The organism is Lactobacillus sp. CBA3605 (genome assembly GCF_002970915.1).
GTDB lineage: Bacteria > Bacillota > Bacilli > Lactobacillales > Lactobacillaceae > Lactiplantibacillus.
The window spans coordinates 1,772,706-1,795,943 of sequence record NZ_CP027190.1 but is presented as its reverse complement, the minus strand read 5'-3'; the positions used below and the strand labels follow the sequence as shown (position 1 = coordinate 1,795,943).

Genomic DNA, 23,238 nt, shown 5'->3' with positions numbered 1-23,238 from the left:
TGTTTACTAGTCCCATACGAAAAAACAGTTTTAATCATTTCATTAGAAAGGTCGTGGTCGGATGCAGAAATTTTTAACGTTAGCTGATGGTACGCAATGGACGGGCACAGGCTTTGGCGATCTCAATGTGATAGGTGCTGGTCCGCTCGTCTTTAACACTGGGATGACCGGTTACCAGGAAACCATCACTGACCCTTCCTACCTCAATCAGCTCATTGCTTTCACTTATCCCCTAATTGGTAATTACGGCATCGATCCTACCGTTAACCAGTCAGCGACGCTCGGCACACAAGCGGTGATTGTCCATGAATTGACTGATTTCGCTGACCACTACACCAGCCGTCAATCACTCGATAACTTCTTGTTAACTCATCATATTCCTGGAATTAAAGATGTGGATACCCGTTCATTAACTACTCATCTACGGACAACTGGCACTCAAATGGCAATTCTCAGCAATCAACCAGTGACCGACTTTAATGCAACTTTGGCGATGGCGCCTTTAAAGCAACTCATCCCTAAACCATTACCAGCCAACTTACCCACGCAATCCGCTCACCACTTAATCGTCCTAGACTTTGGCGAAAAGCAGGCCATTACTACTGCATTGCAAGCCCGTGGTTGCCAAGTCAGTGTGTTACCTGCAACCAGTTCTTTTAAAACCATTCAGGCTTACCACCCTGATGGCGTCCTACTTTCAAACGGTCCTGGAAACCCACAACATTATGCTGCGATATTACCGTTAATTCGACAACTCGCACAACATTATCCCTTGGCTGGTATTTGTCTCGGACACCAATTAATTGCACTGGCTTATGGGGCCAAAACCTATCAATTGCCCTTTGGCCATCACGGCTTAAATCATCCGGTACAAGCTACCGCAACCGGGCAAGTCATTATGACCGCACAAAATCATGATTATGCTGTTGACCCAGCCTCGTTAACAACCACGCCACTACATGTCACCTACACCGAACTCAACGACAGCAGTGTTGAAGGCCTGGCATTACCCCAAGCAACCGTCATGTCTGTCCAATTTCATCCTGAGGCCCACCCAGGTCCACAAGAAGCTGGTCAGTTTTTCGATCAATTTATTGCCGTCTTACAAAAGGAGGCTATGCTTAATGCCTAAAAATATTAACATCCATTCAATTGTTGTCATCGGTTCCGGCCCCATTAAAATCGGCCAGGCAGCTGAATTTGATTATGCCGGCACCCAGGCTTGTTTGAGTTTAAAAGCTACTGGCTACCACGTTATCTTAATTAACTCTAATCCAGCCACTATTATGACGGACACCGATACCGCCGATGAAGTTTTCTTAAAACCATTGACCCTACCGAGCGTTACTAAAATTTTAGAACAGACTCAACCCGATGCCCTACTCCCAACACTTGGCGGGCAAACTGCCCTCAACTTAGCGATGGCTTTAGATCAAGCAGGTGTCTTAACTCGACTCCACATTCAATTACTCGGAACTTCATTAAAAACGATTAATCAAGCTGAAGATCGCGCAGCATTTAAAGCCTTAATGACGACGTTGCATCAACCCACACCTGCTAGTACAACCGTTCATCACATCGCAACTGCGCTAACCTTTGCCGAACAAATCGGCTACCCCGTAATTGTTCGGCCTGCTTTTACGTTAGGTGGCTTTGGTGGTGGTATTGCAACAAACGCCACCGCACTAACTCAAATTTTACAGCGAGGCTTAACCCTCTCTCCTGTCACGGAATGTTTAATTGAACAGAGCATCGCTGGCTTTAAAGAAATTGAATTTGAAGTCATGCGCGACAATGTAGGCACCAAAATTGTTGTTTGCAGTATGGAAAATTTCGACCCCGTTGGGATTCACACCGGTGATTCGATTGTCTATGCCCCGGCACAAACTTTAAGTGACACTGAATATCAGAACTTACGTAACGCAGCATTAACCATTGTTGACGCCTTAGATATTAAAGGCGGCTGCAATGTTCAATTAGCCCAAGACCCGGCCAGTAACCAATATTATATTATCGAAGTCAATCCGCGAGTCAGTCGATCCTCAGCACTAGCGTCTAAAGCCACCGGCTACCCCATTGCAAAAATTGCCGCTGAAATTGCGGTCGGTTTGAACCTATCTGAAATTAAAAATCCAGTGACCCAGACGACTTACGCAGCCTTTGAACCGGCTTTAGATTACGTGGTCGCAAAAATTCCGCGTTTTGCATTTGATAAGTTTCCCACGGCGGATGCGCATTTAGGCACCCAGATGAAGGCCACCGGTGAAGTCATGGCAATTGGCACGACTATTGAAGAAGCGACGTTAAAAGCGGTCGCCTCCTTAGAGACCACCGCCACTTTGCAAACAACCTTACAACCCACTGGTCCAATTACGACAGCCGAATTTTTGACAGCCTTACAAAAACCAACTGACCAGCGGTTATTCTATCTCTGCGCAGCTTTTGCTCACGGCTGGCCCTTAGTAAAATTGGCTGAATTAACGAAAATTACCCCATTCTTTTTATGCAAAATACAACACATTATGCAGTTAGCCCAGGCACTTGTTGACCACCCTACAACTGCTAACCTCCTAACGGCCAAAAAATACGGTTTATCGTTAGCCACCTGTCACTATTATTCCGGTTGGACAACCGCTGAAATTAGGGCCACAACTGCACAACACCCACTTGTCTATCATATGGTCGATACATGTGCAGGTGAATTTGCGAGTACGACACCTTATTTTTACAGTACAGCATTCGGAGAAGTTAACGAAAGTCAACCACTCGGCAATAGCATTTTAGTTTTAGGCTCTGGCCCAATCCGGATTGGTCAGGGAATTGAATTTGATTACACTACCGTGCACTGTGTTAAAGCCATTCAACAAGCTGGTTATCACGCTATTGTCGTCAACAATAATCCTGAAACCGTTTCGACTGATTTTTCAAGCTCGGATAAACTCTACTTTGAACCATTAACTTTAGAAGCTTTACTACCGATTATTGAATTAGAACAACCACGTGGCGTCATCGTGCAGTTTGGCGGCCAGACGGCCATTAACTTAGCAAAAGCATTAGCTGATCATGGAGTTAATATTCTAGGTACAAGTGTCGCAGCCACTGATCTCACTGAAAACCGGCATGATTTCGCCAACTTACTCCACACCCACCAGATTGCCCAAGCGACTGGCACAACCATTACCACCTTAGCTGCCGCCCACCCAGCAGCTCAAGCAATTGGCTATCCTTTACTTGTGCGACCTAGTTTCGTACTCGGTGGCCGTGCCATGGCAATCGTCCACACTGAAGCAGAACTGACCCCCGTCATTAACGCTGCTTTGGCTGCTGGTCAAGGTGCCCCAATTTTAATGGATCACTACTTATCCGGACTAGAATGCGAAGTAGACGTTTTATCCGACGGTCAAAACAGTTGTATTCCAGGTATCATGACCCACATCGAGGGAGCGGGGATTCATTCTGGCGATTCCATCGCCGTCTATCCGCCACAACATTTATCCACCGCAACTCAACAGACCATCGTGAATATTGCGATCGAACTAAGCCGAGCACTTCATTGCGTAGGGCTCCTCAATATTCAGTTTGTGGTGACTAAACAGGGTATTAATGTGATTGATGTTAATCCCCGGGCCAGCCGAACCGTGCCATTTATGAGCAAAGTCACCCATTTACCACTTGCGCAATTAGCGACGCAGTTAATTTTGGGACAAACCTTGGCTAACATTGGCTTACCAGCGGGCATCTACCCGATTAGCGACCAGGTTGCAATTAAAGCACCCGTCTTTTCTTTCAATAAGTTGCCAGCAATGCCAACTATTCTAAGCCCCGCGATGAAATCAACTGGCGAAACCATCGGTTTAGGCGCAACCTTTGCCAGTGCTTGGCAAGCGGCTATGGCTGACAGTTATCAATTAGATAATTGGCAACTAAGTGATGGCATTATTACGGATGCTTTCACGATAGCACAACCTAACGTCCAACAATGGTTAGCATTGTACCCGGTCCCAATCACCGTTGTAACAACTACAACCGACTTCCCCGTCACAACCAAAGCGGTCAGTTTTTCACTGGACCCGACCGCACAAAATCTACTCACCAATTGGGCTTTAAATCAGGCCCAACCATTAGTGACCGCCCTGGATACTTTAAAAACCTTAGTACAAGTTAATCAGAATACTGTTGAAGCATAAAAAAGCATTAAGACTAGCCCCAAACGGCTAATCTTAATGCTCTTTGTTCGATTCCCCAAAACGGATCAATTATGTAAATGACTAATCCCCATGCCTTATTAGGATTGCATGGTACGCCGTGAACGATGCTTCGTGCGATCAGCTAAGCCAACACTAACCTGGAGCGCACTATCAACCCGTTGCATCGTTTGTTCATCTAAGTGCGTTACGCGATCTTTTAGCCGTTGTTTATCTAACGTCCGAACCTGTTCCAACAAGACAACTGAATTTTTTTCAATGCCAGTATGCGCCGCATTGATGTTCACATGCGTGGGCATCTTTGCCTTTTGAACTTTCGCTGTAATTGCCGCAACAATGACAGTCGGACTATAATGATTACCAACGTTATTCTGTACGATTAATACCGGTCGCATGCCGCCCTGCTCGGACCCCACAACTGGCGATAAATCGGCATAAAAGATATCACCACGCTTAATATCAGCGGTGGTCATCGCCTCATCTCCCTTTAATCCTGTGACCAAATTACTAGCATGCATCTCCCCAATATACCGGTCCATCCTAGCCGTTCATGCTACTCATAATAGCATGAACCCTTAGCTTTTAGCAACCGTTTACTAACCGACTACACTTCCACTTGGTCCAATGGGCACCTTTAACTTGGGACTTATTATCGTTTAAATCAAGCTTTCACAATCAAACCACTAAAAAAGCCGAGGCACTGACCGCCCCGGCTAACCTTAATCCGTATAAACTCGTGGCAAGCGCGTCGCCAGTCCACAGGCAATTTCATAGTGGATGGTCTGACAATAATCAGCCATTGCTTGTAAGGTAATCATGTTGGCACCATCAGTCCCAATCAGCGTTACCTTGGTACCCACCGCTAACTGATATGGGAGTCGAACCATCAATTGATCCATGCAGACCCGCCCAACGATTTCACAAAACTGACCATCGATTAGAACATGGAATCCTTGCAAGCGGCGTTCATAGCCATCAGCGTACCCAATCGGGACCGTGCCAATCCATTCCGACTCACTGGCAGTATAGGTTGCGCCATAGCTGACGGACTTGCCTCGCGCCAACTTTTTGACGAACGTTAACTCAGCCGTTAATGACAATGCTGGTTGTAACGTATATGGCGCACTCAAAGCCTGACCGGCGGGATTCAAGCCATATAAGGCCACGCCAAACCGAATCATGTTACCATTACAAGCCTGATGCCATAAGCTGGTGGCCGAGTTAGAAACATGAACATAGCGTGGCAACTCATCAACCGCCGCAATTAACTGCTTCCAGGTCGTTAATTGCTGATTAAAATAAGTGTCATCAGACTGATCGGCCGTTGCAAAATGAGTAAAGAGTCCGGCAAAATCAAAGCACTCTGGTTCGGCACGCAAAGCTGCGACCGCCGCCGCTAATTCAGCTGGCGTTTGAAAACCAATTCTTCCCATCCCGGTATCTAATGCTAAATGCACTTGCAGCGCGGGCTTAACCGTGTTGGCTGCCAAAACGGCTGCGGCTTGGGTTAACCAAACTTGCGAGCCGACTGCTACTGAAATGTTTTTTTCAGCAATCAAAGGTGCATATTCTGGTTCCGTAATCCCTAACACTAAGATTGGGGCGGTTAAACCAGCCGCCCGTAACGCCAACGCTTCATCCAAAATTGCGACACAAAAGCCCGTTGCGCCAGCTGCTTGCGCCGCCTGCGCTACTTGAATAATTCCATGACCATAGCCATTAGCCTTGACCACTGCCCATAGTTCCGTCAACGGATCTTTACGAGCCATTTCTTCATTAATATTATGTTTAATTGCCTGCAAGTCCACTTTGACTTGCGTGTGGCGATGTTCCCCAATTACAACCATCACACATTGCCTCTTTCCAAAATAACTTGGGTCATGACGAGCTGATCAGTATGTGAAATCGAAACCCAGGCCGAACCATTAAATGGATGGTGCTTAATCTCTGGCCGTCCCATCGGGTTGTCTAAAATTTCAATATCCTGAAAGCTGACTTCCGCACCAATCCCCGTTCCGAATGCCTTACTATATGCTTCTTTAGCTGAAAAGCGTCCCGCCAAAAATTCAATTTGTCGCTTAGCACCATAGGCGTTAAAAACAGCCAATTCAGCTGGGGTCAACACTTTACTGGGTAACTGCAACCCTTTTTGTAAAATAGTTGCAATTCGCGTTAATTCAGTTAAATCAATGCCAGTTCCGTAGATCACGTCCCCATCGCCTTTCAAATCCAATAGTTCCAATTTACCACAGTCCGTAACTTTGTAACAGGCCTGCTAGCACGCAATCTTTTCACGTCACCGTGAAGACCATTTAATCTCAGCATTAACGTTGTGTTCACGCCGAATTGATAGCCTAATTTTAGCATTTACAGTACAAAAAAAGCCGAGCAAAACGCTCGGCTTTTCAATTGAACCCCGCTTATCAACGAGTTCAGTTGGTTATTTTAATGAGTTAGCTTAATCGTTAGTCCGAATCGTGAAGTTCCGCTTGCTACTTTGCTTACGGCCATCATCATGATTCCGGTTATTACTGCGATTATCTTCACGGCTCCGGCTCTTGTAGCCACCGCTCTTATGATCGCCATGACTATTGTCACGGTCACGATTGCCACCGCGATAACCGCCACGGCTACTGCCGCCACCGTTACCACCACGACTACCGCCATTACTACTACGATTACGGTTACGATTACCACCGCGATAACCGCCACTACGACGGTTACCACCGCCGCCGCCTTTATGGCGAGGTAATGGGCGTTCTGGAGTGATTTTAACTGGAACGGCAGTTGCGTCGTCCTTCGTTAAATCATTCAATAGCGCTGCCACTAAATCAGTCGCATCATACTTTTGTAATAGTTCAGCTGCTTGATCCGCATACTTTTCAGTAGCAGTCTTAGCAACTAACGTATCTACATTAGCTTCAGCAGCTGCGATTTGACCAGCAAAGGCTTCATCGTCAGTTGGTGGCTTCAATGGTAACATCCGCTTCTTGGTTAACTTTTCGATAACCCGCAAGTATTCCATTTCATTAGGCGTCACAAAGGTTAAAGAAACCCCTTTGTGTCCGGCCCGGCCTGTCCGGCCAACCCGGTGAACATAACTGTCAGGATCTTGAGGAATATCATAGTTGTACACATGGGTAACCCCAGAGACATCTAAGCCCCGGGCTGCAACATCAGTAGCAACTAAGATATCCAATTGACCTGCTTTGAATTGACGCATGATTTGCGTCCGGCGTTGTTGACTCAAATCACCATGAATCCCAGCAGCGTTGTAACCACGCGCTTCAAGACCCTTTGATAATTCATCAACTCGACGCTTCGTCCGACCAAAGACAATCGTTAAATCAGGTGACTGAACATCGAATAAACGTGTCATAATATCGAATTTTTCAAATTCTTTAGCTTTAACGTAATATTGATCAACCGTATCAGCGGTCATTTCTTTTGATTTAATCTTAACGTGATGTGGTTCGTTCATGAACTGAACCCCGATGCGCTTAATTTCTGGTGGCATCGTGGCTGAGAACATCATAGTTTGACGTTCGCTAGGAACTTGTTTGATGATTGATTCAATATCATCCAAGAAACCCATGTCTAACATTTCATCGGCTTCATCTAAAACCATCATCCGCACGTGGTCTAACTTAACAGTTCCACGACGAATATGATCTAATAATCGGCCCGGCGTCCCAACAATTACTTGGGGATGCTGTTTTAAGTTTCTGATTTGACGGCGAATGTCAGCCCCGCCATAGACGACTTGCACTTTAGCGCGTTCGTCTTTACCTAACCGGAAGATTTCTTCCTGGGTTTGGATTGCTAATTCACGTGTTGGTGAAATAACTAACGCTTGGATGTTGGGATTGTCAAAATCCAACCGTTGTAGGATTGGCAGTGCAAACGCGGCGGTTTTACCAGTACCGGTTTGAGCTTGTCCAATCACGTCTTTCCCCTCAAGAACCATTGGAATGGTTTCAGCTTGAATTGGGGTTGCTTCCTCATAACCTGCTCGATTAACTGCTTTAAGTAGGCTATCAGATAAGCCTAGTTCTGTAAACTTCAAATATATTTCCTCCTAAGGATGACACCATGGGATTACTGGCAGCTAGGAAAAAATCCGTTCCCCGTGAGGCGCTGTCATGTAAGCCAACGGTCTGACTTTCAAATAGTACAACTAAATTATCATACACCGGTTATTATAAATTAGCAAGAGCGAGCCCTGGCGGTCAAAGCGACGACTCACTCGGTTAAACTCATGTTAGCGTCACCACTTCCCGGCCAATCACCAGTGGCTTGTAAACTAAATAATTAATTTACATTAATTATTTAATTTGTAACCTAAGCTTCGAGGGCCGCTAGGACATTCTCCAAGTGAATGCCATGGCTCCCCTTAAGTAACACTTCATCATCAGCCGTGACAACTTGCTTTAAATCTGCAATCAGTTGGGGCTGTTCTGCCGTCGGATAATAGTGAATCGCCGCTGCCGGGTACTTTGCCGTTAGGTCCTGTGCCAAGACTTGCATATGTTGTCCGTTAAGATAGACACTCTGAATCATCGTCGGATCAAGTTCACTGGCTAGGCTGGCATGTAACGCATCGGCCTGACTACCTAGTTCCAACATATCCCCTAAAACCACGATCCGTTGTCCCTTAGTTGGAATGGCGGAAAAGGCAGCCAAAACACGCTTGGCAGCAGTAGGATTAGAATTATAAACATCGCTTAAGATAGCTTCGCCTTGCTGACCCGTTAACCATTCAGTCCGGTTTTCAGTTGGCACAAAACTCGCTAACGCTTTTTGCGCCGCCGCTGGCCGAATATGGAACGTATCTGCAACTAGTAAAGCCGCCAAGGCATTATTAACATTATAAGCGCCCATCATCGGAATCGTATACGTTTCGGTTGGCCAAAGGCTCGCTTTGAACTGCGTCGTTGCTCGGCTCGTTTGAACCGCACTCCCTACTAACGTGTTCGTAGCTGCCAATCCAAAGGTTCGCTGCCGTTGCTCAACGGTCGCAGCGCGGGCAGTCAATAATGGTTCATCACCATTATAAATGAAGGCACCATCCGCCTTTAAGCCGTGCACGATTTCCATCTTCGCATCGGCAATCTTATCGCGCGTGCCAAAGAATTCAATGTGCGCTTCTCCAATCATCGTAATAACGGCCACATCTGGCTGAACTAACCGACTTAGAAAGTCCAATTCACCAAAATGATCCATGCCCATTTCAACAACGACCACTTCCGTATTGGGTTCCATACTCAATAACGTAATCGGCACCCCAATTTGATTGTTAAAGTTGGCATGGGTCTTAGTCACGTTATATTGCGTGCTCAAAACGTTGGCAATCATATCCTTAGTGGTCGTTTTGCCATTACTACCCGTTACTGCGACTACTTTGGGATTGATTTTTTTTAAATAATACTGACCTAATTGTTGCAAGGCAACCAACGTGTCAGCCACTAAAATCACCGGTAGCTCGGTTGGTGCACTGGTCGCATGATCACTGGCCCATAAAGTTGCCACGGCGCCATGATCGATGGCACTTTGAATGAATTGGTGGCCATCATTAGCCCCGATTAACGGGATAAATAAGTCACCCGCTTTTAGCTGACGGCTATCGAAAGCAACACCTGTTACACTCACATTTGGCCAGGCTTGAGTCATATTTTCGGCTTGCACGGCCTTCGCAATTTCAGTCACTTGCATCTTCATAAAAATAAACGCTCCATTCATGGTTTTCCTATAATAGTGATAGAAAACCGTTCTTCTGACTAATTGTGCCACTATCTCGTCTTGCCAGTTTAATTTTGGCTACTCGCATAAAAATTATACCACTTTGCTAGGCCGGACTCTATGAACGCTCATAAACAAAAGGGGTAACCAGCAGTCTTTCTCAGACGACGCGGTTACCCCATTCCATTAACTCACTTTATAAATGATCTTCAAAAGCCGTTTTATCATGAATCTGAAGACCCCATTCACCAGAATTTAAATTAAATCGCAACGTCGCCACGTTATGGGTCCGCCTTGATTCTTCACTTCTTGCGGGATCAAACACCTCGATATCATCATTCGCCAATTTGGTATGCACAGGCACTAGTAATTGCCGTTGCCGGACCATGGATTGGTCAAAATAGATAAAGAGACCATCTGGCATCAACCGGACTAATTGTTTTAAAATGGCTTCTGGGACCCGCGGCACTTGTAAGCTCCGCATAAACATCCGCCGACCACGATATGCCGCTAAAGTATGGCGGACAATCGACGCACTCAGAACGTGACTAAAAGCCGAAATATAATAGAAGTATAGTTTAATCCCACCATTACGTTGCTCCAAGAAAACGTAATGATTGCGCAACTTGTAATTGAATGGCGAGCGAATCGGCCGATTCATATGGCCCAGATAAAGTAATTCAGCAATTTCCGTGGCCGTCAAAAAATCTAAATCACCGATTTCATCGTAATCCATCCATTTAACCACGGTCGAATGGCTCTGCAATAAATAACGGCGAATCTCATTTTCATCATTAATCACGTTTAAACCAGTATGCGCATTAACGGCATGCTCTTCATCGTCTACCCCGACCAGTGAAACTAAGTTAGCGGGCAACCGTTTAATGCCATGCACAAAATCACTTTGGTCAATACCATAAGCGAATACTAAATTATCAAGCTTTTCTAAATTCGCGTAAATATATCTGCGTTGCAACCGACTCACTCTTTCAACTGTCTATTTGGGATGATTCACATCTGCTTTAATCGTTCAATACGATCAGCCATGGGCGGATGCGTATCAAATAAATGGGTCCAAGAACGCTTGGCTTTAAAGGGATCCGAAATATATAATGCCGCACTGCTCGGGTCCGCTTTTTGCATTGGCTGGCTATCATCAATCTTCGTTAGTGCCTCAATCAACCCTTGTGGATTACGGGTCAACTCAACGCTCCCAGCATCCGCTAAATACTCACGGTTACGTGATAACGCCAACTGCACTAAACTAGCTGCAATTGGTGCCAAGATAATGACAATCACCGCAACCACCATCAAAATCACTTGTAACCCATTGCTACCGTCACGATCGTCATCACGTCGACGTCGACCACCACCCCACCAAAAGGAATTTAATCCCCAATTAACGAGTAAGCTGATTGCTGCTGTCAAAGCTAACGCAATTGTTTGTAGCCGAATATCATAATTTCGTACATGCGTCATTTCATGCCCGATAACGCCTTCTAATTCTTCTCGGTTCAAGCTGGCTTGAATACCAGTAGTGACTGCCACGGCAGCATGTTCCGGATTATTACCAGTCGCAAACGCATTCGGACTGGCATCCTCAATAATGAAGACACGCGGCATTGGCACTTTCGCGACTAGCGCCATATCTTCAACCATATGCCAAAGCTCAGGTGCCTCGTCAACTTGCTGAATTTCACGCGCATGATTCATATTCATGACCACATTGGTCGACTGACCAACCATAATACCAATATAAACTAACGCCACAATCAGGGCCATCACGAGTCCAGCCACGGCACTATCAAAAAACACATAGCCCACCGCCGCACCAATTACAGCCACTAACACGACAAAAGCGGCCATCACGTAAACCGTGTGCCGCTTATTGCGGGCAATTTGCTCAAATAACATGGGCGTAACCTCTAATCATCAAATGAAACGGTTGGTGCAGCTTTTTCAGCTTCTGGTACCGTTAAGAATTCAGTTGGTTGGAAATGATGCACCCCAGCCACTAAATTAGATGGGAATTGTTGCAATTTCATGTTGTAACTAGCCGCACTTGAGTTAAATAACTGCCGTGAATAGGCAATTTTATTTTCTGAATTCGTTAATTCTTCCATTAACTTGCTGAATTCCTGGTTTGCTTTCAAATCAGGATAGTTCTCAGCGAGAGCAAAGATACTTTTCAATGACCCCGTTAATTGATCAGAAACCGCCATGGATTGCTGATGATCACCACTAGGAACCTGGGTTAATTGATTTCGTAACGCGACAACTTGTTCCAAAGTACTTTTTTCGTGCTTCGCATACCCTTTAACGGTACTCACTAAGTTCGGAATTAAATCACTCCGACGTTTTAGCTGAACGTCGATTTGACTCCAAGCTTCTTGGGTATACATCCGGGCTTTAACAATGCCGTTATAGATAATTGCATAGATTGCCACCAAGACTAACACGACTGCAATAATAATTAATCCAACCATCAAGTGTAACCTCCTCATAAAATCTGATACTAGTCCTATTGTACCGTGAATTAACGCCTAACAACACTTAGCGGCTCAAAATTTAATATTTGTTATTGAAATGACTCTCAAATGACTTTTGTACAGCTGCGGGCGCTTGGGTAAAGGCCCATTTTTGGACATATTGGCCCCGAATCATCAATCGTCCCGCACCCGTTTTATCACACGTAATCAATGTAATCAGTGATTGACCAGGGACATCATTAATCACCGCTACGTCCGTCGCAGCAATAAATCGACGTTGTGTCGTCTTATAAGCATAAATATGTTGTGCATCCGTTAAATAAATCATTTGGCCAACTTGACTCTTATAGTAGAGTGGGCTGAACAATGCGCCGTGCTTAATCATATGATGACCCGCTAACGCATAGTTACCAGCCCCCATGGTCTGATTAGCTTTCAACGTACCTGCTGAAAGTGCAAGTGTCGCATTACTGACACCTTTACCAATCGGTAAGTATAAGTCAATCGACGGAATCGCAATCGAACCCACCACATTGACTGCGGACTTACTCAAGCGGGCCTTAGCCACCGTTTGAAAATCGAGTGACTTCACTTTAGTAAAATCAAAATCACCCTTTTTTTTGGTATTCTTTTTGACAGATTTAGCAGTAATCTTTGGTGCATATGAGCTGACCATTTGATCCTTGATCTGTTCATTAAAAATCAAAGCTAATGATAAGGCAATCAAAATCACGAAAATGCCTCGTCCTAACCACTTTAAGCCTGTTTTTTTCTTTGGCTGCATCGCCAGACCTCCCCCAATACTTAACCATTATCATCACGGTTCAACGTAAATATACCTTAATTAGCGCTAATAAGAAAGTCTCGTTCTCAAATGTTTTTCACCAATTAATTATTGCTTATCCAGTTCATAATATTTGCATAATCGATACTTGGTCTGTTATGCTATTAACATCAACTAAAAGAAAGTAGGTTGGACCTATGGATATCATGGTAAAAAATGATCTTAACCAATTAATGCAACAACGCGATGCTGGACCATTCATCGCCATCTATCTGAACACAGAAGCCGTTTTAAATGATTTGAACCGACGCCGTTTACAATTTAAACAACTCGTGAGTGACGCTCAGGAACAATTAGCACAACGCTTTCCTAAAACGAGTTTTCGACCGTTCCAAGTCCAATTCGATCAATTAGCTAATGACAATAGTTTCTGGTTAAAGCATACTGGCCCACAAACTGGCTTGATTGCTAACGCCCAACAACTATTAATTTTCGATTTACAAACACCCACTGATAATCAGGTCATCGTCAATAGTATGCCGGCGATTCGACCAATCTTAGCGGACCGGCAAAATGAATTTGATTTTGACCTACTAGCCCTAAGTGAAACTACAATGGCGCTTTATCAACAACGCCAAGGTCAGTTGATGGCAGTACCGTTACCAGATGACGCTCCTACCACGCTGAAAAAAGCATTAGGGTCTGAAAAACGTGGTGGTGACTTAAACTTTAACTCAAGCCCGGCTCACGGTTTAAACTACCACGGCCATAATGCCAAGGCTGAAGAACGTGAAATTGACCAACGCAACTACTTCTTACAGGTCGACCAGTATTGTTTAACCCACTACTCACAAGCGTCACAACGCCCATTAATCTTAATGAGTTTAGGGAACAATCAAGCCGCCTTCCGGAAGCTCAGTAAAAATCCATACTTGTCGCAACACTTATTAATCGAGACGTCGCCAAATGACCTATCCTTAACGGAAATCCAAGCGGCAACCGCTCCGATTCAGAAGAAATGGCATACTGAATTAACGGACATTCTCTTAACCCGTTATGATAATGCCAAATCGCGACAATTAGCTTTGGATGATCCATTTGACATGATTCAACCCGCCTTGGCTGGTCGGATTGATACCTTAATCGTCGCTGCCGATGCTCAAGTTAGCGGAACGATTACCGCTAGCGGCCAAGTCCAAACCACCGAGTTGACCATGCCAGATAACTTAATCGACGATTTAGTCGATGTGGTCATGAGTAAGCAAGGCCAGATTCGAATTATCCCGGCCGATCGGATGCCAGTTGAAACTGCCGCCTTAGCGTTATTACGTTACTAATTCTAAAATACTAAGTCAGCGCCGTCCAATTAGGACGGCGTTTTTGATATACGTCTAAACAGTACAAAAAAAGCCAACCGATAATTCGGCTGGCTTTTCATTAAATAAACGCTTATTTGAGACCATATTTCTTGTTGAAACGATCGACCGCACCATCGACCTTGGTAAACTTTTGCTTACCAGTGTAGAAAGGATGTGAGTCCGAAGTAACTTCAACCCGGATTAATGGGTAAGTGTTACCATCTTCCCATTCAACAGTTTCGTCAGACGTTGCTGTTGAACCAGAGATAAACTTAAAGCCAGTTGTTGAATCTTGGAAAACCACTTGGTGGTAATCTGGATGAATTCCTTTTTGCATAATATTACGCTCCTTTGCCCTGAATCATTTGCTGAGACAGAGATTATCATAGTTTTAATCAACGCTAAATATTTTATCATGAATCCGCGCGACACGCAACGGTTATCTATGTGACCGCCGACTAGCTGGATTAAATTTAAGACTGCCTAAATCATGTAAGAAAGCCGTATTCGTCTCGGTATGCTTTAAGAATTGGAGAATCTGTTCCGTATATTCTAACGCATTCCCCGTCATTGACCGCCGTAATTGCCAGACTGGCTCTAAATTAGCCTGCCGTAACAAGAGTTCTTCTTTTCGCGTACTGGATTGTTTCAAATCCAGTGCAGGGAAGACCCGTCGTTCGGCCAATTCCCGGGAAAGCTGTAACTCCGAGTTACCAGTTCCCTTAAATTCCTCATAAATCATATCATCCATCCGACTACCCGTTTCGACTAACGCCGTCCCTAAGATTGTCAGACTACCGCCCTCTTCAATATTTCGGGCTGAACCGAAGAACCGCTTAGGCTTATAGAAAGCCGTCGGGTCTAAACCACCGGATAATGTACGCCCACTAGAAGGCATCGTTAAATTATATGCACGCGTCAACCGCGTGATTGAATCTAACAAGATAACCACATCTTGTTTATCTTCCACTAAGCGACGCGCACGCTCCAAGACCAGTTCCGCTACGCGGACATGGTTTTGCGGTTGCTGATCGAAAGTCGAGCTCACAACTTCACCTTTAATCGAGCGTTCCAAATCAGTAACTTCTTCTGGCCGTTCATCAATTAATAACATAATTAATTTTGCCTGGGGATAATTCGTCATAATCCCATTGGCAATATTTTTGAGCAAGGTTGTTTTACCGGCCTTAGGTGGCGCAACAATTAAGCCTCGTTGTCCGAAGCCAATCGGCACAAATGTATCAATCAACCGAGTTGATAACGTTTGCTTATTGGTACTCAGCTTAATCTGGCGTTCTGGATATAGCGGCGTTAGCGCTGGAAAATGGGGCCGCTGTTTCGCCTCATTCGGATCTTTGCCATTAACGGTTCCTACGCGCATCAGCCCATAATACCGTTCACTAGGCTTGGGTGGCCGGGCTTGACCAGCGACATAATCCCCATTGCGCAACCCAAAACGATGAATTTGTGATTGCGAAATGTAAATATCTTCTTGGGAAGGGCCATAATTAATTGGACGCAAAAAGCCGTAGCCCTCTTGCCCAATTATTTCGAGGACACCCTCCATTTGGACAAAGCCGCGCTTCTTATCTTGTTCCCTTAAAACTGCTAATGACAATTCTTTTTTATTCATCTGTGAATAATATTGAATTTTATAGTCACGCGCATAAGTATAAATTTCCTTGAGGGTCTTTTGCTCAAGGTCATGCATTGTTAGAATCTTTTCCATTATCACTGCTCTTTCTCAGCTTATGATGAGCGGCTTTAGCCCTCAGGAACTTGTTCGTCAGTTGCAATTTCGACATCTGCACCTAACGTATGCAACTTTTCAACCACTCGGTCATAACCACGTAAAATGTTATCGGCGCGAGAAATTTCAGTTGTTCCATTGGCAATTAGTCCAGCAATCATTAGGGCCGCACCCGAACGGATTTCGCCAGCTTCCACGTGCGCACCTTGCAGATGAGCTGAATGGCCCACCACAATTAAGTTATCTTGAACGTGAATATTAGCGCCCATTTTTCTTAGTTGCGCAATGTGTTGCGTCCGTTGTGGATAAATCGTATCAATGACGACACTACTGCCGTTAGCCCGCAACAAAAGTGGGGTAATCGGTTGTTGTAAATCCGTGGCAAAGCCCGGATAGGTCATCGTCTTAACCCGCACTGGGCTTAATTCCCCAACACGAGGTACATAAATACTATCTTCATTAATCTGTAGATCAACACCCATTTCGAGCATTTTAGCCGTGAAGGACTCCATGTGTTCTGGAATCACATTCTTTAATAAGACGCCATCGCCCATAGCAGCAGCTAATGACAAATAAGTCCCAGTCTCAATCCGATCGGGAATAATCGTGTGGGTTGCGCGTGACCGTAATGAGTCCACGCCTTCAATCCGGATAACATCCGTACCGGCACCGCGAACTTTGGCCCCTAAGTTATTCAAAAACGTAGCTAAATCAATAATTTCAGGTTCTTTAGCAGCATTCTCAATAGTCGTCGTCCCGTGTGCTTTGACGGCGGCCAAGATAATGTTAATCGTTGCCCCAACTGAGACGACGTCTAAAAAGATACGGGCACCATGTAAGCCTTCCGTACCCGTCGAAATAAAAACGGAATCATTTTTCTCGACAACGTTGGCACCCAGAGCCTTAAACCCTTTGATGTGCTGGTCAATTGGACGCGGACCGATATTATCCCCACCTGGGAATGTGACGGTTGCTCGATTAAATCGCCCGAGTAATGCGCCCATAAAATAATAAGAGGCCCGCAAGCTTTTAATTGCGTGACTTGGTAATTCAGATTCATTAATATGCGTTGGATCAATCGTTAAAACATCATTTTCAAAAGTGGAATGGACATTCATCGATTCCAGAATAATTTTTAAATTGTGTACGTCTAAGATGTGCGGAACCGTATCAAATCGGACCGGAGTGTCTGCTAAAATCGCAGCAGGAATCAGTGCGACGGTACTATTTTTTGCGCCACCGATCGTTAATTCCCCAGAAAGTCGTTTTCCGCCATGGATAATCATTTTTTTCATAACATAACTTTCCTCGCTAAATAAGTGTCACACTGTATCATACAATCAATAACCATAATAAAGAATGTCATGCAAAAAAACAACCAATATCAGGAAACTGTAATCTTTTTTGCGCATAAAATTTTAAACTTAATAAATTTAACCGTTTTCATTACTGATTTTAACTTTTTTTGCCAAAAAAATAAGTCTGGGTTGCCCCAAACTCATTTATTCAATCGTTATTTAACAGTACCCGTCACATTTGCAGCATCAATGAACGCTTTAAATAAGCCTTCAGGCCGGTTGGGACGTGATAAAAATTCTGGATGATACTGACTTGCAACAAAGAACCGTTGCTTAGGTAATTCAATCACTTCTACCAAGCGGTTATCTGGCGAAGTCCCAGAAAAGACCATCCCTTTAGCTTCCATCGCTTCACGGTATTCATTGTTGAATTCATACCGATGACGGTGCCGTTCCATGACAACTTCTTCATTATGATAAGCTTTAGCTGCAACCGTTCCCGGCTTCAACTTGCAGGGATAAGCGCCCAAACGTTGGGTGCCACCCATTTCTTCAACATCTTCTTGGTCCGCCATCAAATCAATAATGTTGTCTGGCGTGTCTGGATCAATTTCCGTTGAATTAGCAGTCTTTAAGTTTAAGACGTCGCGGGCAAATTCAACACTTGCCATTTGCATCCCTAAACAAATCCCTAAGAATGGCACATCATTTTCGCGCGCATACTTAATTGTCGTAATCTTGCCTTCAATCCCACGGTCGCCAAAGCCACCGGGAACCAAGATACCGTCCGCATCGCCCAGTAATGCTTGCACATTTTCAGGTGTGACATCTTCTGCGGAAATTTTATTTAGTTCAATTTCGGCATCATCCGTATAACCAGCATGCTTTAATGCTTCTGTAACGGAGATATAGGCATCTTGTAACGCAACGTACTTTCCAACCAAAGCAATCTTAATTGTCCGTGAGAGGTGCTGTACGTGACGTTCAAGGTCTTCCCATTCGCTCATATCAGCCTTAGGTGCTTGCATTTCAAAATGATCTAAGACAATCTGATCCATATTTTGTTTTTGCACATTTAATGGAATGGAATAGATCGTCTTAACATCTAAGGATTCAATTACGGCTTCTGGTTCAACGTCACAAAATGAAGCAATCTTATTGCGCATTTCGCGCGTAATTGATTGTTCAGTCCGCACCACCAACATATTAGGTTGAATCCCGTAACTCCGCAGTTCTTTAACAGAATGTTGCGTTGGTTTAGTCTTCATTTCACCAGCAGCCCGCAAATAAGGAATTAAGGTCGTGTGAATGTAGAACACATTATCTGACCCTAAGTCACTCTTCATTTGACGTAGTGCTTCAATAAATGGTAAAGATTCAATATCCCCAACCGTCCCACCAATTTCAGTGATGACAATGTCAGAATCAGTTGTCGTGCCGGCCCGCATAATTTTTTCTTTAATTGCATTAGTAATATGTGGGATAACTTGGACCGTGGCGCCTAAATAATCGCCCCGTCGTTCTTTTTGTAGAACTTCTGAATAAATCTTACCGGTCGTTACATTGGAATATTTGTTCAAGTTAATGTCGATGAACCGTTCGTAATGTCCCAAGTCCAAATCAGTTTCCGTCCCGTCATCAGTGACAAAGACTTCACCATGTTGGTAAGGACTCATCGTACCAGGATCAACGTTGATATATGGATCAAACTTCTGAATGGTGACTTTTAAGCCCCGATTTTTCAGTAATCTCCCTAATGATGCTGCGACAATGCCTTTACCAATTGACGACACAACGCCACCAGTTACAAAAATATATTTGGTCATGTGATAACTCCTTAAAGATTTATTTCGTGGGGATATTATAAATAAAGAAAACTCCCTATTCAGTGAATAGGGAGCTTGATTTCGTTCGTTTGTCTCTAGTATGACTACCAGAGAGCCCAAATAAGATAATACAAGTAGAATCAACATCCGTCAAGTTAAATCCCAGCAAATAGTCTACTTGTTTTCGGTTTCGCTGTCATCATCATCGAAGTCGTCGTCATCATCGTCATCGTTCAACTCTGATAATTGCCCTTCAATACCATCTGGCAACGTTTCGTCAGCTGCATCATCATCATCGGTATCATCGACACCTGATAAATCATCATACTTGCTGGCGCTAGCCGAATCATCATCGTCATCGGCCTGATCGTCATCATCATCGTAGTTATCATCGTCTTCAGGATCGTCGTCATCGTAATCAATCACGTCGTCATCGTCCCCGGCGTCTGCTAAGAAAGCATTAACCTTCTTCCGCTTTTTACGCTTAGGCCGATCTTCATCCTCATCGTCGTCGGTATGGATAACCGCTTCGTCAATGGATTCAAATGGGTACCATGCACGCAGGCCCCACATATTGTCACCGAGCGAAATGAAACTACCATCGATGTTTAAATCGGTATAAAATTGTGATAAACGCTCCCGAATTTCTTCGTCACTTTTACCCAAATAAGTTTGTACCGCATTAGCTAAGTCGGCAAAGCCCATGGCATCGCCATGTTGCGACAAAATCGCATGACCAACCTCGATTAAAGATAATTCGGACTTTTTCTGTCCATCAAATTGTTTTAGTTCCAAACTGGTGCACGTCCTTTCCACAGTTTACAGTTCATCATACCAAATCAAGCTGTAAATTGCAATCGTAGCTTGTAGTCGCCAATCGGTTGTTCACCTGCGTATAACTGATAGTTAACGTTGACTTCGCCTGAAAATGGGCGTTCTCGCAACCGGACGCGTAGCATCGGTGTCACCGTGTCGACCGGCAAAATACCCATCGGCGTCCGATAACGGGCTTGAATCCGTTTGCCATTGGAAAAATGGAGCCGCAACCGATTTTCAGCACTCCGCGTTAAGACCACATCGCCATTGGAAACCAGCTTGATGGTTACGGGGACGGGCGCCGCATCATCGCTCACTTCTTTGTACCGCAAATAAAAAGCGTCCCCCATCTGTACTAACTGACCATCAACATCCAGGGCATAATTGGCGGTATCACCTGCTTGTATCGCTTGGGTCTCCAGATGGATCGCCACCGGGACCCCCGTTGTTAAATCATCCATCACTGTTCCTCCTTATCAGTAGCCGTTTCAAGTTACCAGTCAATAACCAAACTTGAAACCAACCTTATTAAGTCACTTAAATGCTATTCTAAACGCTCAAACCAAAACCAGCAATAACCAGCCTCGGATTCGGCTAATTAACCACACCTCACTAGTCAAATTAGAGCCTAATCGCCGTTACGACATGCTAGTTTAATTATAAGCCATGCCACTAAAATTGCCTAAAAATCAATCTATCCAGTAATTGCCCTGCGTGGTGCTTACTTTTCGAGTATAATTAACGTTGTAACCGATATTTTGAGGGGATGACACCGTCATGCAATCAACTATTGCAACTTTAACACAATTTTACCAGCCTGACGAAATCGTGGACAGCTTTGCTTATACGAATGCTTTATTATGGTTAACTGCTGAAATTCAGCAACCACTGGTTCATTATTGGCAGCTGCCCCAAACAGTCATCCTAGGTTTGCTTGATCAACAACTGCCCGCTTTAAAGACCGGTCTCACGACCCTTAACGCTGCCGGCTATCGGACACTGTTGCGTAACTCGGGTGGTTTAGCTGTTGTCGCCGACCCCGGCGTGCTGAATGTGTCACTCTTTTTACCAGCACAACGGGCCGACTATTCCATTGAAGCAGCTTATCAGCTCATGACGAGTTATGTGCAAGCCGTTTGGCCAGCCTGGCCAATTCAAGCCGGCGAAATCACACACTCTTATTGTCCGGGTGCTTATGATTTAAGTATTGCAGGTCAAAAAATTGCCGGTATGTCACAACGCCGAACGGCTTCCGCATTAGTCATCATGCTCTATCTTAGTGTGAATGGCAATCAAGCCCAGCGGGGTCAGCTCGTCCAACAATTCTATCAAACAAGTTTAGCGGGTCAGTTGGACGATCGCTTTCCTCAGGTGGACCCGCAAGTCATGACGACCATGGCCGATCAATTACACCGGCCATTAACAGTCCAAACGGTCATTCAGCGCTTCGATACTGTCCTCGGACAACACGGCGTCGTTGACCGGCAAAAATTACCACGGTTAATCGCTGAGCCTGAGTTTCAAGCACACTTAACCCACGCCTATCAGCAAATGCGACGCCGTCAAGAGCGCCTTAAATAAAATTAGTGAACGGAGGCATTTAGTTGTCATATCGTAATCAATTATTGCCCATGGAAAAGGTCTTTCGCGACCCTGTCCATGACTACGTTTATATTCAGCATCAAGTGATTCTAGACCTTATTAACACATCTGAATTTCAGCGGTTGCGTCGCATCAAGCAATTAGGCACCACATCATTAACTTTTCATGGCGCTGAGCATTCACGCTTTGGCCATTGTTTGGGCGTTTATGAAGTTAGTCGACGTATCTGTGATAACTTTGAACGCAATTACCCAACCAAGATCCCTGGTGATGGCGGTTGGGATGACCGTGAACGCCTCGTCACATTGTGTGCCGCTTTACTCCATGACATCGGCCATGGCGCATACTCGCATACTTTTGAACATATTTTCCATACCGACCACGAAGCCCTGACCGTCAAAATCTTGACGTCGCCGGAAACTGAAGTGAATCAAGTGTTACGGCAAGTGGCCCCAGAATTCCCAAGTCAGGTTGCTGCAGTTATTCAAAAAACTTACCCAAATCCACAAGTCGTCCAAATGATTTCCAGTCAAATTGATGCTGACCGCATGGATTATTTATTACGGGATTCTTATTTCACCGGTACTAATTACGGTAATTTTGATTTAACTCGTATTTTACGGGTGATGCACCCCTATCAAGGCGGCATTACATTCGCAATGGAAGGCATGCATGCGGTTGAGGATTATATTGTTAGTCGCTTTCAAATGTACATGCAAGTGTACTTCCATCCGGTCTCACGTTCGATGGAGGTCATTTTAGACCACTTATTGGAACGTGCCAATGAACTTTATCAAAGTCATGCGACCGATGCTGAAGCTACCCCTTATATGCTATTACCCTTTTTTAACCACAACTTTACGTTACAAGACTATTTGCGCTTAGACGATGGCGTTTTAAATACTTACTTTACCCACTGGCGTGATAGTCAGGATCCAATTTTAGCCGATTTAGCCATGCGCTTTTTAGATCGCCGGCCATTAAAATCTGCCCGGATTGATGTACAGACCCAATCGCTCGTCCCAAAACTACAAACTTTAATCGAACGAGCAGGGTTTAATAGTCATTATTACACTGATACTAATGATAGTTATGACTTACCCTATGATGCTTATGACCCTAAGATGAAAAAGCCGCGGACACAGATTGAATTAATGCAAGAAGACGGCAGCTTAGTTGAACTCTCAACAGTCAGCGATCTCGTCCGGGCGATTACTGGGAAAGTCTCTGGCGATCGGCGCTTCTTCTTTCCCAAAGAAATGTTGAGTCGGACAGCTGAGGTTGACTTATTTGATCCAATCTATCAAGCTTTTCAGCAACATATTCAAAATGATCGGTTAATTATTTAGCAGTTATTATTTTACATGGAGG

20 protein-coding genes are annotated in these 23,238 nt (G+C 44.6%); 5 read left to right on the top strand and 15 right to left on the bottom strand.

The window, feature by feature from the left end; all coding sequences use genetic code 11:
- The first annotated feature begins 61 nt into the window (after window positions 1-61).
- Complete coding sequence (locus C5Z25_RS08600) at window positions 62-1,132, top strand: carbamoyl phosphate synthase small subunit (RefSeq protein ID WP_105452263.1); 1,071 nt, start codon at window positions 62-64, stop codon at window positions 1,130-1,132.
- The gene (gene carB / locus C5Z25_RS08595) at window positions 1,125-4,187 is read left to right on the top strand and encodes a carbamoyl-phosphate synthase large subunit (RefSeq protein ID WP_105452262.1); all 3,063 of its coding nucleotides are present in this window, start codon (window positions 1,125-1,127) and stop codon (window positions 4,185-4,187) included. The genes C5Z25_RS08600 and carB overlap by 8 nt, the downstream gene beginning before the upstream one ends.
- 98 nt (window positions 4,188-4,285) lie before the next feature.
- Here carB and C5Z25_RS08590 read toward each other — a convergent pair whose 3' ends face one another.
- The 9 genes from C5Z25_RS08590 to C5Z25_RS08550 form a co-directional block, all read right to left on the bottom strand.
- The gene (locus C5Z25_RS08590) at window positions 4,286-4,678 is read right to left on the bottom strand and encodes a type II toxin-antitoxin system PemK/MazF family toxin (protein WP_105449787.1); all 393 of its coding nucleotides are present in this window, start codon (window positions 4,676-4,678) and stop codon (window positions 4,286-4,288) included.
- 246 nt (window positions 4,679-4,924) lie between these two features.
- Window positions 4,925-6,052 carry an alanine racemase gene (gene alr / locus C5Z25_RS08585; RefSeq protein ID WP_105452261.1) on the bottom strand — a complete coding sequence of 376 codons (1,128 nt, stop codon included), beginning with the start codon at window positions 6,050-6,052 and terminating at the stop codon, window positions 4,925-4,927.
- Window positions 6,052-6,414: a holo-ACP synthase gene (gene acpS / locus C5Z25_RS08580; protein ID WP_105452873.1), complete on the bottom strand. Its 363-nt coding sequence runs from the start codon at window positions 6,412-6,414 to the stop codon at window positions 6,052-6,054. Before acpS ends, alr begins: the two co-directional genes overlap by 1 nt.
- Window positions 6,415-6,663: 249 nt before the next feature.
- Window positions 6,664-8,271: a degradosome RNA helicase CshA gene (gene cshA, locus C5Z25_RS08575; RefSeq protein WP_105452260.1), complete on the bottom strand. Its 1,608-nt coding sequence runs from the start codon at window positions 8,269-8,271 to the stop codon at window positions 6,664-6,666.
- A gap of 275 nt (window positions 8,272-8,546) precedes the next feature.
- Window positions 8,547-9,923, bottom strand: coding sequence for a UDP-N-acetylmuramoyl-tripeptide--D-alanyl-D-alanine ligase (locus tag C5Z25_RS08570; RefSeq protein WP_105452259.1), 1,377 nt, complete (start codon window positions 9,921-9,923; stop codon window positions 8,547-8,549).
- A gap of 217 nt (window positions 9,924-10,140) precedes the next feature.
- A complete protein-coding gene (locus C5Z25_RS08565) occupies window positions 10,141-10,929 on the bottom strand; it encodes a hypothetical protein (protein WP_199774904.1) in 789 nt (262 codons plus the stop codon).
- A gap of 26 nt (window positions 10,930-10,955) precedes the next feature.
- Complete coding sequence (gene htpX, locus C5Z25_RS08560) at window positions 10,956-11,858, bottom strand: zinc metalloprotease HtpX (RefSeq protein ID WP_105452257.1); 903 nt, start codon at window positions 11,856-11,858, stop codon at window positions 10,956-10,958.
- Between the two features lie 11 nt (window positions 11,859-11,869).
- Window positions 11,870-12,430, bottom strand: a complete 561-nt coding sequence (locus C5Z25_RS08555; protein ID WP_105449781.1) for a LemA family protein — start codon at window positions 12,428-12,430, stop codon at window positions 11,870-11,872.
- A gap of 82 nt (window positions 12,431-12,512) precedes the next feature.
- Window positions 12,513-13,217, bottom strand: a complete 705-nt coding sequence (locus C5Z25_RS08550) for a class A sortase (protein ID WP_105452256.1) — start codon at window positions 13,215-13,217, stop codon at window positions 12,513-12,515.
- Between the two features lie 197 nt (window positions 13,218-13,414).
- On the opposite strand from C5Z25_RS08550, the gene C5Z25_RS08545 reads away from it, so the two are divergent.
- Entirely contained in the window at window positions 13,415-14,554 is a 1,140-nt protein-coding gene (locus C5Z25_RS08545; protein WP_105452255.1) for a baeRF6 domain-containing protein, read from the top strand.
- A 112-nt stretch (window positions 14,555-14,666) separates the two neighbouring features.
- Here the strand turns inward: C5Z25_RS08545 and C5Z25_RS08540 are convergent, their stop codons facing one another.
- The 6 genes from C5Z25_RS08540 to C5Z25_RS08515 form a co-directional block, all read right to left on the bottom strand.
- The gene (locus C5Z25_RS08540) at window positions 14,667-14,912 is read right to left on the bottom strand and encodes a type B 50S ribosomal protein L31 (protein ID WP_105449778.1); all 246 of its coding nucleotides are present in this window, start codon (window positions 14,910-14,912) and stop codon (window positions 14,667-14,669) included.
- Window positions 14,913-15,014: 102 nt separating this feature from the next.
- Window positions 15,015-16,304: a transcription termination factor Rho gene (gene rho / locus C5Z25_RS08535; RefSeq protein WP_105452254.1), complete on the bottom strand. Its 1,290-nt coding sequence runs from the start codon at window positions 16,302-16,304 to the stop codon at window positions 15,015-15,017.
- A gap of 35 nt (window positions 16,305-16,339) precedes the next feature.
- Entirely contained in the window at window positions 16,340-17,620 is a 1,281-nt protein-coding gene (gene murA / locus C5Z25_RS08530; protein ID WP_105452253.1) for a UDP-N-acetylglucosamine 1-carboxyvinyltransferase, read from the bottom strand.
- Between the two features lie 218 nt (window positions 17,621-17,838).
- Window positions 17,839-19,449 (bottom strand): CTP synthase, encoded by a 1,611-nt coding sequence (gene pyrG, locus C5Z25_RS08525; protein WP_105452252.1) that lies wholly within the window; start codon window positions 19,447-19,449, stop codon window positions 17,839-17,841.
- Window positions 19,450-19,623: 174 nt separating this feature from the next.
- Entirely contained in the window at window positions 19,624-20,244 is a 621-nt protein-coding gene (gene rpoE / locus C5Z25_RS08520) for a DNA-directed RNA polymerase subunit delta (RefSeq protein WP_105452251.1), read from the bottom strand.
- 44 nt (window positions 20,245-20,288) lie between these two features.
- Complete coding sequence (locus C5Z25_RS08515; protein WP_105452250.1) at window positions 20,289-20,726, bottom strand: YwiB family protein; 438 nt, start codon at window positions 20,724-20,726, stop codon at window positions 20,289-20,291.
- A gap of 316 nt (window positions 20,727-21,042) precedes the next feature.
- On the opposite strand from C5Z25_RS08515, the gene C5Z25_RS08510 reads away from it, so the two are divergent.
- Window positions 21,043-21,846, top strand: a complete 804-nt coding sequence (locus C5Z25_RS08510; protein WP_105452249.1) for a lipoate--protein ligase family protein — start codon at window positions 21,043-21,045, stop codon at window positions 21,844-21,846.
- Window positions 21,847-21,869: 23 nt separating this feature from the next.
- Complete coding sequence (locus C5Z25_RS08505; protein WP_105452248.1) at window positions 21,870-23,216, top strand: HD domain-containing protein; 1,347 nt, start codon at window positions 21,870-21,872, stop codon at window positions 23,214-23,216.
- Window positions 23,217-23,238: the final 22 nt, after the last annotated feature.